This window comes from Psychrobacter maritimus, assembly GCF_029953575.1.
Classification (GTDB): domain Bacteria; phylum Pseudomonadota; class Gammaproteobacteria; order Pseudomonadales; family Moraxellaceae; genus Psychrobacter; species Psychrobacter maritimus.
The window spans coordinates 1,913,330-1,930,258 of sequence record NZ_CP124526.1; the positions used below are offsets into that span (position 1 = coordinate 1,913,330).

Genomic DNA, 16,929 nt, shown 5'->3' on the forward strand with positions numbered 1-16,929 from the left:
AATGACTTAGATATTAATCATTTACAGGGTTTTCAGGTTGGTAGTTTGAATGTGAGGGTTTTGCAAAGGCAAACTTAACCACCTGCAATGCCACACAAACAGCACCAGTGATCAAGACCACGTCACCAAAGGTACGAATCCAACGCAGTGTTTGTAAGAAATCTTGTTGTAAGAAGCCTTCACTACGAGCGTACCATAAGCCTTCGGTCATTGATGCGTGCGCTTGGAAAATACCAATCGGTAATAAACTGGTGACAATCATCAATACCAAGCCTGCATTTAGCGCCCAAAAACCGGTTTTGATAAGGTTTTCACTAAACACATAGTCTGGACGAATATAACGCATGACCAGTAAGACAAAGCCGATTGCTAAGAACCCATAGACCCCAAATAAAGCGGCATGTGAGTGAACGGCTGTGGTATTCAACCCTTGTAAATAGAACAGTGACACAGGCGGGTTAATCATAAAGCCGAACACGCCTGCTCCCAACATATTCCAAAACGCGACCGCAACGAAACACATGATAGGCCATTTGAGCTTATCCATCCATGGCGCTTGACGCTGCATAGACCAATGCTCATACCCTTCATAACCTAGTACAACTAAGGGAACCACTTCTAAGGCACTAAATGAGGCGCCGATTGCCATAACTGGCGTGGTTGTGCCTGAGAAGTATAAATGGTGGAAGGTACCGGGTACACCGCCGAGCATAAATAGCGCCGCAGAAGCGATGGCAGAACCAGTGGCGATTTTTTTATTAACCAAGCCTAAGTTATAGAAAATGAAAGCCAATGATACGGTGGCGAATACTTCAAAGAAGCCTTCTACCCATAAATGTACCACCCACCAGCGCCAGTATTCCATGATGGTTAAATGTGTACGCTCGCCGTAGAACAAGCCAGCACCATAAAATAAACCAACGCAAACGACTGATGCAAAGAAGATTGCCAATAAGTTTTTATCGCCCGGTTGTTTAAATGCTGGTAAGCAACCACGGGTCATTAATACCAACCAGAACAATATACCGACCCATTTTAAAATCTGCCAGAAGCGACCAAGGTCAATAAATTCATAGCCTTGATGACCAAACCAGAAGTTGTATTTCGCCGGCATAATGCCAGCAATGGCAAAGTATTGGCTAATAAATGAGCCAACGACGACGATAATTAAAGCCACCCAAAGTATATCTACGCCCAATTTTTGGTATTTAGGATCTTTACCACCATTGATAAGCGGCGTTAAGTACAACCCTGCCATCAAGAAAGCAGTAGCAATCCAAAATAGTGCTGCCTGAATATGCCACGTACGCACCAGCGAATACGGGAAGTAATCGGCGACGGCAATACCGTAAAACTCTTGTCCTTCAACGGTATAATGCGCGACGAAACCGCCAATAAATACCTGAAAAACAAACAACCCCATGACTAAAACGCCGTATTTTGCCAAGGCTTTTTGCGACGGCGTTAACGCTATTTTGGTTAATGGGTCAGCGTTTGGTGTGATTTCCTTGACGTCTTCTTCTTTACGTAAAAACGACCAGCCCCAAATAAGGAATCCAACCCCAGCAATTAAGAACACTACACTGGCGATAGACCACATGATATTTTCTGAGGTTGGGACGTTATCAATTAGCGGCTCATGCGGCCAGTTATTAGTATAAGTGGCATTGGTACCCGGACGTTCGGTAGACGCCATCCACGTGGTCCAAAAGAAAAAGTTGGTCAGTTTTTGTCTGTCTTCAATGTCCGCCAAGGTATTGTTTTTCATGGCAAAGTTTTCACGCGACTTTTGCAAGGACGGCTCATTACCGTACAAGCCAATATAATAAGGCGCGACTTCATTGATGGCGGCGATACGTGTATCTGATAACACCACTTGATTTTTATCATTGGTATTGCTACCACGATATTCTTTTTTCAACTGCGCATTGAGCACCGCTTTTTGATCGTCTGTGGTGGCGGCAAAATCATGCCCATATAACTCTTGTGCCCTGATGTCCAACCAAGCGACAAGCTCTCTATGTAACCAATCTGCCGTCCAGTCAGGCGCTTGATAGGCACCATGCCCGAGCACTGAGCCAAGCTGCTGACCACCGGTACGCTGCCAAGCAGATTGACCATCTAAAATATCTTCTTCTGTGATTAAAACCTTCCCATTGCTGTCAATATACTGATCAGGGATAGGAGGTGCGGTACGATACACTTCCACGCCGCCCCAACCTAAAAAGGTAAAGGTAACCACGAGGACGGCGATTAAGCCCCACCAATACTTCTTGTACTCGCCCATATCTTGCTCCTACTGGCTAGATAGATGATTTGAACACTTAAAAATTCATTTTAAATGAATTTTTATAAGCGTCATGATTCCAAAAATGAAAAAAATAATGTTGCCCGTTGCGATAAGTCTATTGATAGCTCTGATTAATAGTTCTGCAAATATTAAGCCTACTACCTTAGTCTTAGTCTTGATATTTAGATAAGAGTCAAGGTTAATGGCTTAAATTTAAGATTACCTCACTGACCCATTGATAGACTTTATCGCTTCGATGGCTAAAAGTATTTGATGAGTATTTACATCTAGCATCAAACTGGAAACATAATAACATTCATTTAATATGAATGTTAAGAGTTATTTCTATTTATTCTTATAATCATAATAAACTGTACCGCTCATTCTTTATAAAACAACCTATTAAATTCGCTATAAATCTTCAAAATACTGGGGCGAATCTCAAAGCCAGTTAAGGGATTGTGCATAATAAATAGGCATAAAAAAACCAGATAGCATTGAACTATCTGGTACGTGGTTAAATTACTCTAAAACCAATATCGTGCTAATTATTTAGCGCTTGATAACACCTGATAACTACGCTCAATCACCGGCGCATCAACCATATTACCATCAACTTTAAAGACTGCCTGCCCACTGCGCTCATATTCTGCGACCACGCGCTGCGCAAATTCAAGCTCACTAACCGTTGGTTGTAGTGACTGCTTGACGACGTCAACTTGCTTAGGATGGATACAAAGCATGCCGGACATGCCCATCTGCGACCATAGCTGCACACGATGATGCAGCCCTTCATTATCATTAAAATCTGCATACACACTATCAATCGGCGCGAGCAGTTGGTGGACTTTTGAGGTCAGGATAAGCTGATAACGAATTTGATTGGCAATAATATCCGCTGATGCTGTACCCACTTGCACTTGTAAATCATTGCATAAATCTAAAAAACCATAGCTAAATGCAAGCAGCCCTGAAGCTTTTGCCATATCTTCAATACAGTATAAGCCCATAGCATTTTCTATCAACGCAATCACGGGCAGCCCCGTTTCTTGATACACCCTTTCGATATCTGCTGGCTGCTCTGCTTTTGCCAGTAATACACCTGCTAACTTAGGCAGCTGTTGACATAGCGCTAAATCTTTAACAAATTCTGCACTGCTCGCTTGATTAATACGTAGCCAAATCGGACGATAGCTTTTAGCGTCATGCTCAGCATCATAATATGCTTTTAGTGCTACGCGAGCTTGGGCTTTATCTACTTGCGCAACCGCATCTTCTAAATCAACAATCACCGCATCAGCCCCGCTAGCAAAGGCTTTTGCTACCCGATCTATTCGCGTTGCAGGAACAAATAACCATGTCTTGGTAGCCGCAAGCGATTCAATCATTACTCGGTAATTTTGCGATTCAGTATGGGTATCGCTTCTCGTGTTTTTATTGACAGGCTGATTGCTAAAAGCTGACATGCTTAGTTCCCATAGATAGATAGGTAAATAAATAGATGAATAGGTAAATAATCATCTTAGCAACATTTAGCATTATTGTGCCATGACAAAAGCGCTTGTCATAGCACAATCACTGTATAGCTAACCTAGATGATTAAGATTCCTCTGGTTTATCAAATAACTTCTCGATAGGTTTACTATGGATTTTCGAGCTATTAAACAGTGATTTATTACCGCTATCACCTTCTGTCCAAAAGTTGATATTAAACTGGGCATCGTCACTTAATTCTACGCGGTGCCAATATTGAGGCGGGCTGACCGCAAACTGTCCAGCGTTAATAACCACTGTTTTTTCAGGCTCAGTGGCCGCTTCATCAGCAAAGCCATAAAAAGTTACCGTCCCTTGCATGACACAAATTTGTCCGTAGACGCCTTCCGCCGTATTGTGATGGGTTAACAAGGCGTTAGGCACTTTATCTTTGGTGAAGAAATGGGTTGAACGTTTTATTTTCCAATGGCTTGGAATGACGGGATTGGGATTGGTGGTGCTAGTGGTATTTTTAGTATTCGTAGTGGCACTCATGATAACTCCTTGGCTAGTTTGCTTAATATAGATTTTATTTCTCAATCTGCCTTAAAGGTTAATATTCAATTGAGAATAATTATCATTAATATAAAATAGCACTTTTTAAAAGGCTTTACCAGCCTTGTAGGAGTTTGATTATTAATAAAAATATAACGCCCGAAAATGCCTGCCTACTCCCCATTAAGTAGTATAGAAAGTAGACCCTATACTGCTTTCGCTCAATAGTTATGACGCCCCCTTTATTGCTATCTTGTGCCCATTACCGGCATCAGAATTTATAATGGGGACATTATCATGCATGCAAAAGAATTACTCGAGGTTGAACGCCGTGAGATAAGGGCGCTACACTATACGTGGATTGCTTTTTTTCTGACCTTTTATGTCTGGTTTAATATGGCACCGCTGGCAACCTCGATGCTACAGACAGAAAGCTATTTAACCCCTGATCACATCAAATTATTTTTAATTGCCAACGTCGCGTTGACGATTCCGGGGCGCGTCATCGTCGGCATGGCATTGGACCGTTTTGGTCCGCGTCGCGTGTTTTCTATATTAATGGTGGTGATGGCGATACCGACGTGGTTTTTCGCGTTTGGCGACTCTGCCATGCAACTATTCGTTTCGCGCTTGTTCATGTCTATCGTCGGTGCAGGTTTTGTCGTCGGTATTCATATGACGGCGTTATGGTTTAAACCAAAAGACATTGGCTTTGCTGAAGGCTTTTATGCTGGCTGGGGAAATTTTGGTTCAGCGGCAGCGGCGATTACCATTCCAACCGTAGCCTTACAATTTTTTGGCGGCGATGATGGCTGGCGCTGGGCAATTGCACTATCTGGTCTATTAATGGCGCTATACGGCGTGGCTTATTGGTTTTTAATCACCGATGGACCGGAAGTCGGTACGCATAAAAAATCCCGTAAAGCTGGCGCGTTAGAAGTGTCGACTTGGAAAGACTTGTGGTTATATTGCTTATTTATCGTTCCTTTATACGGTGTATTGGGATTGCTGGTGTATCGCACCCAAGCGATGGGGTTTTTGAGTGCCACGGGCGCTATCATTGCTTATAGCGTGATTGTATTGATGGTCATTTATCAGATTTATAAAGCCATCAGTGTCAATGTGCCCATGCTTAAAGCTGGTATTCCAGAAGACGATAAATACCCCTTTAAATCGGTGGCGGCGCTGAATGTCAGCTATTTTGCTAACTTTGGCGCAGAGCTGGCGGTGGTTTCTATGCTACCGATGTTCTTTGCTGCGACTTGGAAACTTGACCCGACGGCGGCTGGTTTGATTGCCTCTACCTTTGCCTTTGTTAACTTATGGGCGCGGCCACTTGGCGGTTATATCTCTGATAAAGTCGGTAATCGTCGTTTGGTGATGCTGATTTATATGTTCGGTATTGGCATTGGTTTTGCGCTGATGGGCATGCTTAATGCCGAATGGCCGCTATTTATCGCCGTGGTCTTTACCATTCTATGCTCGGTGTTTGTACAAGGGGCAGAAGGCGCGACCTTTGGAATTATTCCTTCAATTAAACGTCGTTTGACCGGTCAAATATCAGGCATGGCAGGCGCTTATGGTAACGTTGGCGCGGTATTCTACTTATTTATTTACACCTTTGTAGAGCCCAATCAGTTCTTTTATATCATTGCAGTTGGTGCGCTGATTGCATGGGTTGTCTGTTATTTCTGGTTGGCAGAACCAGAAGACGCCTTTGGTGATGAATATAAAATGTCATCCGTTGATCGTCAAATTGCGGCAGAGAGTAAGTACTAGAAATAAGTACTAAAAGCTGATATTAGCCGTTAATGCTTATATCAAAAACTAAGACATAACAATCATACTCTCAGATTGTGATGTCCAAAACTAAAAACCCACCTAGCATATTGTTAGGTGGGTTTTTAGTTTTAGATAAATGATTACTTAGATAAATGATTACTTAGATAAATGATTACTTAGATAAATGATTACTTAGATAAATGGCTACTTAGATAAATGGTTAACCGTCCATACCGCCGCTTCTACCCGTGTCCGCAGACCGGTTTTATTGAGGATATGCTTGACGTGTACCTTTACCGTTGATTCGGCAATATCCAAATTATTGGCAATCATCTTATTACTCAGCCCCTCAGCAATCATCTGAATAACTTGTAACTCTCTGCTGGTCAGATTACTGGCGATATCTTGGATACTGGGTGTGCGCAACGTTTGAGCAAGTATCGAGGCTAGATTGGGACTGATAACCAATTCGCCGCGCAGTATTTTTCTGATATCAATAATAATCAGCTCAGGCTCCATATCTTTTAGCAGATAACCATCGACGCCCAATTTTAACGCCTCCTGTACGTCTTCACCGCTATCAGAAACGGTGAACAATACGGTCTTGGTATTGATGTTTCTGGCTTTGATTTCTCGTAAAGTTTCGATTCCGGTGAGCACCGGCATTTTATGGTCAAGTATCACCAAATCGACGTCATTATTTTCTAAAAATGCTAATGCCTCTTGACCATTACTGGTTTCGCCAACGACTTTGACATCGTCTTCAAGACTTAATAACTCAGATATGCCGCGGCGTAGCATCGGATGGTCATCAACCAATAATAGGCGCGCAGGCGACGTGCTGGTATAAACTTTGGTGCTCATAACATACTCACAAATTAAAAAAATGGTACAAAAATTTAATGATTTAAATTTAATAATTCAGGATTACAATGCTTAAAAACTGCTTAGCAGAAATCATATTTAAAAATGAAACTGGTTAGAAAAATCCGCCAAAAAAACGCCAATCAACAACTTTAAAAAAGACCATTCAATCGCTTAAAATCACAATATTATGAGCTTATAAATAAGCATCTTTATTACTCTCTTCATCAAAGAAATTGGGCTCAAATCTGACCGTAACGATAGTGCCGCGTGGCTCGTTATCGGTCACGATAAGTTCGCCGCCGATATTATGGGCGCGCTCTTTCATAATCATCAAGCCATGATGCTGGGTTTGATCGACACCGCCAGATATGCCAACGCCATCATCGATGATACTCATGACGATATATTTATCACCGTCCTCGTATTCCAAATGAATTGCGACGTTTTGTGCTTTTGCATGGCGGCTGATATTTGACAGCGCTTCTCTGGCAATCTGAATCAAATCTATCTGCTCAGTGGCGCTCAAATTAAGCGTCATAATATGGTTGTGCACCGTTATATTAAAATCGCCTTTTGAGGCAAACTCACTGGCAGCATCGTGCAAGGCTTCGTCGAAATTATCGTTATCGATGGTCAAGCGAAAGGTCACCAACAAGTCTCTTAACTGCTGATAAGCGGAGCCTAGCCCCATTTTTATCTGTTCGATATTTTGCGCTACCGGTGCTTTGACGGGCTCGCTGCCAGCGTTTTTAAGGTGTCTCTCAAGGACGCTGACTTGGATTTTTAGATAAGACAACGACTGCGCCAAAGAATCATGCAGCTCTCTAGCAATGGTCGAGCGCTCTTCAAATAAAATCAGCTGATGCTCTTGCTGTTTTTGCTTACGCAGCGATAAGGCGGTACTGATTAAGTTGGTCAGTGAGACGATGAGCTCGTTATTTTGCGCATCCAATTCAGGACTGCTAAATGGGAAAATGCTGCCCGCTTCGGTCATTTGAATAAGCTGTTCTGGTGTTATATTGCTATGATTATCAGCATTATCGTCGCCATCAGTGACAAAAGAGCGATTCATGACCAGCGTCGACTTTGGTCGCACGCGCAATTCGCCAAATTCTTCTTGTTGATGAACAATAGGATAAGACTTGGTATGTTCGCCGTTTTTCGTTGCGCAGTTATCACAGTTGAGCTTTTTACACAGCTCTTTCATTTTTTCGCCATGCAGAACGATGGCATTTTTACTGGTGATATATTTATTCTGTATGCACAAGGTAAATTCTAGATGCGGCAAGGTCTTACTGAAATCTGCAATCAAAGCATCGAGCTGATATAAGCTCACTTGGCTGGTGGTCAGCGATTTTGAAAAGTCATAAAACAGCGACAGCACTTGGTTGGCTTTGACCAAATGCTGGGTTTTTACCTGCACCTCACTCTCAAGCGAGCGCTGGTAGGTCTCAATCGTACTTGCCATATCATTGAAAGAATTGCCAAGCACTTCAAACTCTCGATAGCCTGCGATGGACACTCTGGTATTGAACTGACCGTCTTTAAATTGGTTATTGGCTTTTATCAATTGCTGAATGGGCAGCAGTACCGATTTTTGCAAACGGCGCATGCCAATCAGCACAATAATGATGGTCAGTATCAACGAGAGGATTTGCAGGTTTTGCTGCCATGTCTGGCGCTGCTCGTTTCGGTACTGCAGCTCACCAACAAAGCGGTTCACATCTTCGATATAACTGGCAGAAACGCCATAAAACGCCGCTTTATCCTGCGCCAATAAAGTCGGCTTTAAGTCTTGATACCATTGGTCTTTTATCTTATTAAGCTGCTCATTGATGAGCGTATGTCTATTGGCACTCGTTAGCTGATAGATCTGCAATTCTGCCAGCCGATTTTCCATATCCTTAATCAAGATAGCGGTCTTTTCGGCGGTGTTTTTATTAGAAAAATCTAATTTACCTTGTTTAACAGACGTCTCATTTTCTTGGTCGCTGACGCTATCTTGGTTAATATTTAAACTTGAGCTAAAAGGATGGTCATCGGAAAAACCAGTCGCAATCTGAAAGCTAATGCGATAAGTGGCCATGCGTATCGAGCCTGCGGTATTAATCGCCTCCGCATCAGACCGTGCTACCCAAGCCAGCGCCCCACTCCCCAACGCTGACATCAAGGATAAGATGGCGATGATAATAATAGCGCCCCAAGCATGAAGGGTTAAAGACTGGCGGCGTTGAATAGACTTCATGAATAGCATTTACCCATCAAAATTAGTAAAAAAGAGGTGCTCAGTATCAGCGTTAACAACTTACTAAAAGTATTAAAGGCATCTTAAAAAAAGCCTTAAAAACATCTTAGAAACACCAAGTGCGCCTAACCAATCTCAAACCAGTTCTGGTTAAAAACTCCACACTTTTCAAAAAATAAAAACTACATCAGTCCATTCAGAGCAAACTTTTAGTAATCATTCTGCCCGCAACATACCTCTTTTAGCCATCAGTATACCACTATGTATGAATACTCATCATCGGGATAACGCAGTACCGTGAGTTATCGTTTCTATAAAACCATTGATTGTGATGATTTGCTGTTATCAAGGGCGCATTGGTCACAGACATCAATCTACCGGATCAACCTAACCCATATACGAGCGGTCATTAACAACAATCAAAGCGACTGCATACGGTAATTTTTATAACGGCTTAAGGTTATAAAACTATCCATTATAACTAAGCATAAATGATATTAAGTGAGGAATAGTATGGGCAATGATTACAACTTCAAAGGTGGTAAGCTCATCACTGACTGGCGACCTGAGATAGATGAGTTCTGGAAAGGGGGCGGCAAAAAAGTCGCCACTCGCAATTTATGGATATCCATTCCATCCTTGCTGCTGGCGTTTGCAGTATGGATGGTATGGAGCGCGGTCATCGTGCGCTTACCTGAGATTGGTTTTGATTTTGATGGCGGGCAGCTGTTTTGGCTCGCCGCGCTACCCGGACTATCAGGGGCGACGCTACGGATTTTTTATTCTTTTATGGTGCCAATTTTTGGTGGTCGGCGTTGGACAGCGATATCAACCTTGTCTCTGTTAATTCCGGCATTATGGATGGGCTTTGCGGTTCAGAATCCTGATACGCCGTTTATGATATTTGCCATTATTGCGCTGCTTTGCGGCTTTGGCGGTGGTAACTTTGCCTCGTCCATGTCCAATATCTCGTTCTTTTATCCAAAAGCGGAACAAGGCACAGCGCTTGGGCTAAACGCTGGTTTGGGTAATTTGGGCGTGTCAGTGATGCAGTTCGTCGTCCCGATGATTATATTGGTAGCAGCATTCGGTAGCTTAGGCGGCGACCCACAAGTCTCTGCCAGCGGTCAGCTGTTTTATCTACAAAATGCAGGCTTTATTTGGGTACCCTTTATTCTGCTATTTTCAGCATTGGCATGGTTTGGCATGAACGACATTGCCACCGCCAAAGCCTCGTTTAAAGACCAATCCGTTATCTTTAAACGCAAACATAACTGGATTATGTGTATTCTTTATATGGCAACCTTTGGCTCCTTTATTGGTTTTTCCGCCGCATTTCCGATGTTGATTAAAAACTCATTTCCTGCCATTGATGCGCTTAAATTTGCTTTCTTAGGTCCCTTGGTTGGTGCGCTATTTCGTCCACTAGGTGGTTGGATATCTGATAAAACCAGCGGCGCAAAAGTCACCTTTTGGAACTATATCGTGATGGTGTTGGCGGTATTGGCGGTGATGTACTTCCTACCTAGCGAGACCCATGAGGGCAGCTTTGTCGGCTACTTTATCTCCTTTATGGTGTTGTTTATTACCACGGGCATCGGTAACGGCTCTACCTTTACCATGATTCCAGTTATTTTTAGAACCTTTCATGAGCGCCTTGAGCCTGAAAAAGCAGGGACAGAGCCGCTATTTATTGAAATACGTAAAGAGTCTGCAGCGGTGGTTGGATTCACCTCAGCAATCGCCGCTTATGGCGCGTTCTTTATACCAAAAATGTTCGGTTCAGGACTGGGTATTGATGGCACCTTTATCGCCTTAATTGTCTTTTACATTCTCTGTATCGTATTGACTTGGTGGTATTACAGCCGTGCTAATGCTGAGATTCCTTGTTAAAGCAGATATTTTATAACAACCCTTTAACAACCGTCTTTTGAATGAGCAATAACCAACCCTATGAAGTGCTACTTGCTGATGTGAGTAGCACTTTTTTTGTTTTAAATTTTTGCTAAGTAATTTCCAGCTGCTAAATAAGCATGGCTCATGGACGTTTAACGATTAGACGCTCAATAATTAGACACTTAACAGTTTTTTTAAGCAAATTTGATAACTTGCCGCTACTACTAAGGTGGTAGTGCCCTGCTCATGTTAGCTGATAGTAAGAGGGTGACGGCTTACTTAAAATGACGCTATCGAAATAATATTTACGGCTTAGCTGCATACCGATATCAAGCACTATCAAGATAGAAGCATTCTGCACTCAGCTCTAGATACACCTTAGGCAATAAAACAGAGGATAGCGAAATGAGCCATTTACTCGACCAATTCCGTTTTTTTAAACGTAAACAGGGCGAATTCTCCGATGGGCATGGCGAGACGCGCGATGAGTCTCGTGATTGGGAAAATGTGTATCGTAGCCGTTGGCAGTATGACAAAGTTGTGCGCTCAACGCATGGCGTCAACTGTACCGGTTCTTGCTCGTGGAAAATCTACGTCAAAAACGGCTTGGTGACGTGGGAGACGCAGCAAACCGACTATCCAGAAACCCGTCCAGACTTACCAAACCACGAACCGCGCGGCTGTCCTCGTGGCGCAAGCTACAGCTGGTATATGTACTCAGCGAACCGTGTGAAATACCCTAAAGTACGTAAGCCACTATTAAAATTATGGCGTGAAGCCAAAGCACAGTATCCTGATCCAGTCGATGCGTGGGGCAGTATTGTCCAAGACCCTATCAAAGCAGAACAGTACAAATCTAAGCGCGGTTTGGGTGGCTTTATCCGCTCGACATGGGCGGAAGTCAATGAAATCATCGCTGCCAGTAATGTTTATACCGCCAAAACCTTTGGTCCTGACCGTATCGTCGGTTTCTCTCCGATTCCTGCGATGTCGATGGTCAGTTATGCTGCTGGTAGTCGTTATTTATCATTAATTGGCGGCGTCTGCTTATCGTTTTATGACTGGTATTGTGACCTGCCACCAGCATCGCCAATGGTTTGGGGCGAGCAGACTGACGTGCCAGAGTCAGCCGATTGGTATAACTCTGACTATATTATTGCGTGGGGCTCAAACGTTCCGCAAACGCGGACCCCTGATGCGCATTTCTTTACCGAAGTGCGTTATAAAGGTACCAAAACCGTCTCTATCACGCCCGACTATGCGGAAGTATCGAAATTAACTGACTTATGGCTAAACCCAAAACAAGGGACCGATGCGGCAGTCGCGCAAGCATTCTGTCATGTGATTATCAAAGAGTTTTATCTTAAGCAGCCAAGTGAATATTTCTTAGACTATGCCAAACGCTATACCGACTTACCTGTGCTCGTCATGCTAGAAGGTGAAGAAGGCGCACGCCATGCGGGTCGCTATCTGCGTGCTTCTGACTTAATCGATAATTTAGGTCAAGAAAACAACCCAGAATGGAAAACCATCGGTCTAAATAGTGATGGCGAGCTGGTTTCTCCGCTTGGCTCTATCGGTTATCGTTGGGGCGAAAAAGGCAAATGGAATCTTGAACAAAAAAATGGCACCACAGGCGCAGATATTGACCTAACGCTGACTTTAAAAGACAGCAATGAAACCTGCAAAGTCGGCTTTGATTACTTTGGTCATGTAGATCATCCGCATTTTACCTCGGTACCGGGCGAAGCGATACAGCAAAAAACCGTCCCTTGTAAAACCATTACTTTGGCCGATGGCACAACCGCTATCGTGGCGACCGTCTTTGATTTAACCGTGGCCAACCTTGGGGTTGATAATGGCGTTGGCGGCGAGCACGTCACCGACGACTATAACGATGCCACCGTACCGGGCACGCCTGCTTGGCAAGAAGTCATCACCGGTCTGAGCCGTGAGCGCGTCATCCAAGTCGCGCGTGAATTCGCTGAAAACGCCCATAAGACTCATGGTAAATCGATGATTATCATTGGTGCGGGTATGAACCACTGGTATCACCTCGATATGAACTATCGCGGCGTGATTAACATGCTCATGCTATGCGGCTGTATCGGTAAATCTGGCGGCGGCTGGGCGCATTATGTTGGGCAAGAAAAACTACGCCCTCAAACCGGCTGGTTGCCATTGGCCTTTGCCCTTGATTGGCATCGTCCACCGCGTCATATGAATGGCACGAGCTTCTTTTACAATCACAGCTCACAGTGGCGTCATGAGACCATCTCTGCCCATGAAATCCTCTCGCCTCTCGTCGATAAAAAGTTTTTCCCTGAGCATATGCTTGATTACAACATTCAAGCAGAACGCGCAGGCTGGTTACCTTCAGCGCCGCAACTCAATCGTAACCCATTGACCATCGCCGCCAAAGCCAAAGAAAGTGGCAAAGATGTGGAAGAATATGTGGTCGATTCTCTACAAGACGGCAGCTTACGCTTTGCTTGTGAATCCCCTGATAATCCTGACAACTTCCCGCGCAATATGTTTATCTGGCGCTCAAACTTATTGGGCTCATCAGGTAAAGGCCATGAATACATGCTGCATTATTTCTTGGGCACCAAAAACGGCTTGCTCAATAAAGAAAATGCAGAGGGTCACCTGCAACCAAAAGAAGTCGATTGGGTAGAAAAAGGCCCTACTGGCAAATTAGATTTGGTTGTCACCCTAGACTTCCGTATGTCTTCTACTTGCTTGTATTCTGACATCGTACTACCAACAGCAACGTGGTACGAAAAAGATGACATGAATACCTCGGACATGCACCCCTTTATCCACCCATTAACTGCGGCAACCGACCCTGCGTGGGAATCTAAAACCGATTGGGAAATTTATAAAGGCATTGCCAAGAGCTTCTCTGAAGTATCAAAAGGTCACTTAGGTGTTGAAACCGACGTCGTTACTTTGCCGATGCAACATGACACGCCGGGCGAGCTTGCGCAGCCATTTGGTGGCACTGACTGGAAAACCGCTGGCGAAAAACCTGTGCCGGGTAAAAACTGCCCGATGATTAAAGTGATTGAGCGTGACTATCCGAATACTTATGCCAAATTCACCTCGCTTGGTCCTGCCCTAGAAAAATTAGGCAATGGCTCAAAAGGTCTGAATTGGGATATGAAAACCGAGGTCAAACAGCTTGGCGATTTAAATCACCGTGTGACTGAAACGGGTATCTCTGAAGGCAGACCGCGTCTTAATACGGCGATTAACGCTTCTGAGATGATTTTGATGCTCGCGCCTGAAACCAATGGTCATGTGGCGGTAAAAGGCTGGGCTGCACTCTCTGAGTTCACCGGTCGCGACCATACTCACCTTGCCAAATCTAGCGAACATGAAAAAATCCGTTTCAAAGATATCGTCGCCCAACCACGCAAAATCATCTCAAGCCCAACGTGGTCAGGTATTGAGTCAGATGAAGTCAGTTATAACGCCGGTTATACCAACGTCCATGAGCTGATTCCTTGGCGCACGATTACTGGTCGCCAGCAGTTTTATCAAGACCATCCTTGGATGCAAGCGTTTGGCGAGCAAATGCAGCAGTATCGTCCACCGATTGATACTAAGACCACTGAGCTGCTCAAAGACGCTAAGCCAAATGGTAATAAAGAGATTGTACTGAACTTTTTAACACCGCACCAAAAATGGGGCATCCACAGTACCTACTCTGAAAACTTGCTCATGCTAACCCTAAGCCGTGGCGGCCCTTGTGTTTGGATGTCAGAAGTCGATGCCCAAAAAGCTGACATCGTCGATAACGATTGGATTGAGCTGTTCAATGCTAATGGTGCCATTACGGCTCGTGCCATCGTTAGCCAGCGGGTCAAAGAAGGCATGACCATGATGTATCACGCCCAAGAAAAACTGGTCAATATTCCCGGTTCTGAGCAAACAGGCACGCGCGGCGGTATCCATAACTCAGTCACTCGGACGATTTTGAAGCCGACCCACATGATTGGTAGCTATGCCCAGCAGTCTTATGGCTTTAACTATTATGGCACCGTTGGCTGTAACCGTGACGAGTTTGTCGTGATTCGTAAAATGTCAAAAATCGATTGGCTAGAAGATAAGCCAGATAACGAATTACCGCGTCCACTACCAACCACCATTGAGGATTAAAGCGTTTTCTTCTATTGAAAACCCGTCGTTTTAAAAGACATATTTTTAAAACGACATCAATGAAGAATAAAGGCTGCTTTTTCTACTAATATTTGGAGCACAGATCCATGAAAATTCGTTCGCAAGTCGGCATGGTGCTTAACCTTGATAAATGTATCGGTTGTCACACCTGCTCAGTCACCTGTAAAAACGTCTGGACCAGCCGTGAAGGTATGGAATATGCGTGGTTTAACAACGTTGAGTCAAAACCCGGTATCGGCTACCCCAAAGAGTGGGAAAACCAAACCAAATGGAAAGGCGGCTGGATACGTAATGCCAACGGCACCATCAATCCGCGCATCGGTGGTAAATTTCGAGTATTGGCCAATATCTTTGCCAACCCTGATTTGCCAGAGATTGATGATTATTACGAACCGTTTGATTTCGATTATCAGCATCTACATACCGCCCCTATCAGCAACCATCAACCTATCGCCCGCCCGCGCTCAGCCATCACCGGCAAACGCATGCAAAAGATTGAATGGGGTCCTAACTGGGAAGAAATCCTCGGCTCAGAGTTTGAAAAACGTCGCAAAGATAAAAACTTCGACAACATTCAAGCGGAGATTTATGGCGAATACGAAAACACCTTTATGATGTATTTGCCGCGTCTGTGCGAGCATTGCTTGAACCCTACATGCGTCGCATCATGCCCAAGTGGCGCGATTTATAAGCGTGAAGAAGACGGCATCGTCTTGATTGACCAAGAAAAATGTCGCGGCTGGCGCATGTGCATCTCAGGCTGCCCTTATAAGAAAATTTACTATAACTGGAAATCGGGGAAATCTGAAAAATGTATCTTCTGTTATCCGCGTATTGAAGCAGGCTTGCCGACAGTTTGCTCAGAAACCTGTGTTGGTCGTATCCGCTACTTGGGCGTACTGCTTTATGACGCAGACAAAATCGCCGAAGCGGCAAGCACGCCTAACGAGCAAGACCTTTATCAAGCGCAGTTGGACGTATTCTTAGATCCTAACGACCCTGCCGTTATCGCTCAAGCGTTAAAAGACGGTGTCCCGCAATCGGTTATTGATTCAGCGCAGCGCTCACCAGTTTATAAGCTGGCGATGGATTGGAAACTTGCGCTACCGCTACACCCTGAGTACCGCACGCTGCCTATGGTTTGGTATGTGCCGCCGTTATCACCGATTCAAAACGCTGCTGAAGCGGGCAAAGTCGGTATGGATGGCCTCATTCCAGATGTCGACAGCTTACGTATTCCACTGCGCTATCTTGCCAATATGCTTACCGCCGGTGATGAAGAGCCAGTACGTTTGGCATTAAAACGCCTACTGGCGATGCGTAGCTATAAGCGTATGCAACTGGTCGAAAAACAAGAAGTACAAAGCATTTTAGATGATGTTGGTTTGACCAAGCTACAAGTTGAGGAAATGTATCGCTACTTAGCTATTGCCAATTACGAAGACCGCTTTGTGATTCCAACGGCGCATCGTGAAGAGGCGTTAAGTGACGCTTTTGCTGAACGTAATGGTTGCGGATTTACCTTTGGCGAGGGCTGTTCAGGACATTCTGACAACAGTATGTTTGGCCAACGTAAAGCCAATCGCCGCGATTTCATCGATACTGTCCAAAAGTGGGAGTCATAAGATGCAAACTA

Annotated in this window: 9 protein-coding genes; 4 read left to right on the forward strand and 5 right to left on the reverse strand. The window is 44.3% G+C overall.

The annotated features are described in order from the left end of the window. Positions 1-13: 13 nt before the first annotated feature. The 3 genes from QJS82_RS07985 to QJS82_RS07995 all read right to left on the reverse strand — a co-directional run bounded on the left by QJS82_RS07985 (position 14) and on the right by QJS82_RS07995 (position 4,318). Positions 14-2,287: a nitric-oxide reductase large subunit gene (locus tag QJS82_RS07985; RefSeq protein WP_281490125.1), complete on the reverse strand. Its 2,274-nt coding sequence runs from the start codon at positions 2,285-2,287 to the stop codon at positions 14-16. 551 nt (positions 2,288-2,838) lie between these two features. Next, the gene (locus QJS82_RS07990) at positions 2,839-3,756 is read right to left on the reverse strand and encodes an HpcH/HpaI aldolase/citrate lyase family protein (RefSeq protein WP_281490126.1); all 918 of its coding nucleotides are present in this window, start codon (positions 3,754-3,756) and stop codon (positions 2,839-2,841) included. 133 nt (positions 3,757-3,889) lie between these two features. Continuing rightward, a complete protein-coding gene (locus QJS82_RS07995; RefSeq protein WP_281490127.1) occupies positions 3,890-4,318 on the reverse strand; it encodes a TehB family protein in 429 nt (142 codons plus the stop codon). A gap of 297 nt (positions 4,319-4,615) precedes the next feature. On the opposite strand from QJS82_RS07995, the gene QJS82_RS08000 reads away from it, so the two are divergent. Continuing rightward, on the forward strand, positions 4,616-6,097 hold the full coding sequence (locus QJS82_RS08000; protein ID WP_281490128.1) for an MFS transporter: 1,482 nt from the start codon (positions 4,616-4,618) through the stop codon (positions 6,095-6,097). Positions 6,098-6,304: 207 nt separating this feature from the next. Here the strand turns inward: QJS82_RS08000 and narL are convergent, their stop codons facing one another. Continuing rightward, positions 6,305-6,964, reverse strand: a complete 660-nt coding sequence (narL, locus tag QJS82_RS08005; RefSeq protein ID WP_201624899.1) for a two-component system response regulator NarL — start codon at positions 6,962-6,964, stop codon at positions 6,305-6,307. A 196-nt stretch (positions 6,965-7,160) separates the two neighbouring features. Next, the gene (locus QJS82_RS08010) at positions 7,161-9,212 is read right to left on the reverse strand and encodes a histidine kinase (protein WP_201618811.1); all 2,052 of its coding nucleotides are present in this window, start codon (positions 9,210-9,212) and stop codon (positions 7,161-7,163) included. 513 nt (positions 9,213-9,725) lie between these two features. Here QJS82_RS08010 and QJS82_RS08015 point away from each other — a divergent pair. From QJS82_RS08015 to narH, 3 genes are all read left to right on the forward strand, one after another. Then, positions 9,726-11,105, forward strand: a complete 1,380-nt coding sequence (locus QJS82_RS08015; protein WP_201618812.1) for a NarK family nitrate/nitrite MFS transporter — start codon at positions 9,726-9,728, stop codon at positions 11,103-11,105. 408 nt (positions 11,106-11,513) lie between these two features. Next, positions 11,514-15,272, forward strand: a complete 3,759-nt coding sequence (locus QJS82_RS08020; protein ID WP_281490129.1) for a nitrate reductase subunit alpha — start codon at positions 11,514-11,516, stop codon at positions 15,270-15,272. Between the two features lie 107 nt (positions 15,273-15,379). Further along, positions 15,380-16,918 (forward strand): nitrate reductase subunit beta, encoded by a 1,539-nt coding sequence (gene narH, locus QJS82_RS08025; protein WP_144297179.1) that lies wholly within the window; start codon positions 15,380-15,382, stop codon positions 16,916-16,918. The last annotated feature ends 11 nt before the right edge of the window (positions 16,919-16,929 follow it).

Coding starts and splice junctions, on each gene's coding strand:
- QJS82_RS08015 (WP_201618812.1), top strand. CDS start 9,726: ATGGGCAATGATTACAACTTCAAAGGTGGTAAGCTCATCACTGACTGG.
- QJS82_RS07995 (WP_281490127.1), bottom strand. CDS start 4,318: ATGAGTGCCACTACGAATACTAAAAATACCACTAGCACCACCAATCCC.
- QJS82_RS08010 (WP_201618811.1), bottom strand. CDS start 9,212: ATGAAGTCTATTCAACGCCGCCAGTCTTTAACCCTTCATGCTTGGGGC.
- QJS82_RS08020 (WP_281490129.1), top strand. CDS start 11,514: ATGAGCCATTTACTCGACCAATTCCGTTTTTTTAAACGTAAACAGGGC.
- QJS82_RS08000 (WP_281490128.1), top strand. CDS start 4,616: ATGCATGCAAAAGAATTACTCGAGGTTGAACGCCGTGAGATAAGGGCG.
- narL (WP_201624899.1), bottom strand. CDS start 6,964: ATGAGCACCAAAGTTTATACCAGCACGTCGCCTGCGCGCCTATTATTG.
- QJS82_RS07990 (WP_281490126.1), bottom strand. CDS start 3,756: ATGTCAGCTTTTAGCAATCAGCCTGTCAATAAAAACACGAGAAGCGAT.
- QJS82_RS07985 (WP_281490125.1), bottom strand. CDS start 2,287: ATGGGCGAGTACAAGAAGTATTGGTGGGGCTTAATCGCCGTCCTCGTG.
- narH (WP_144297179.1), top strand. CDS start 15,380: ATGAAAATTCGTTCGCAAGTCGGCATGGTGCTTAACCTTGATAAATGT.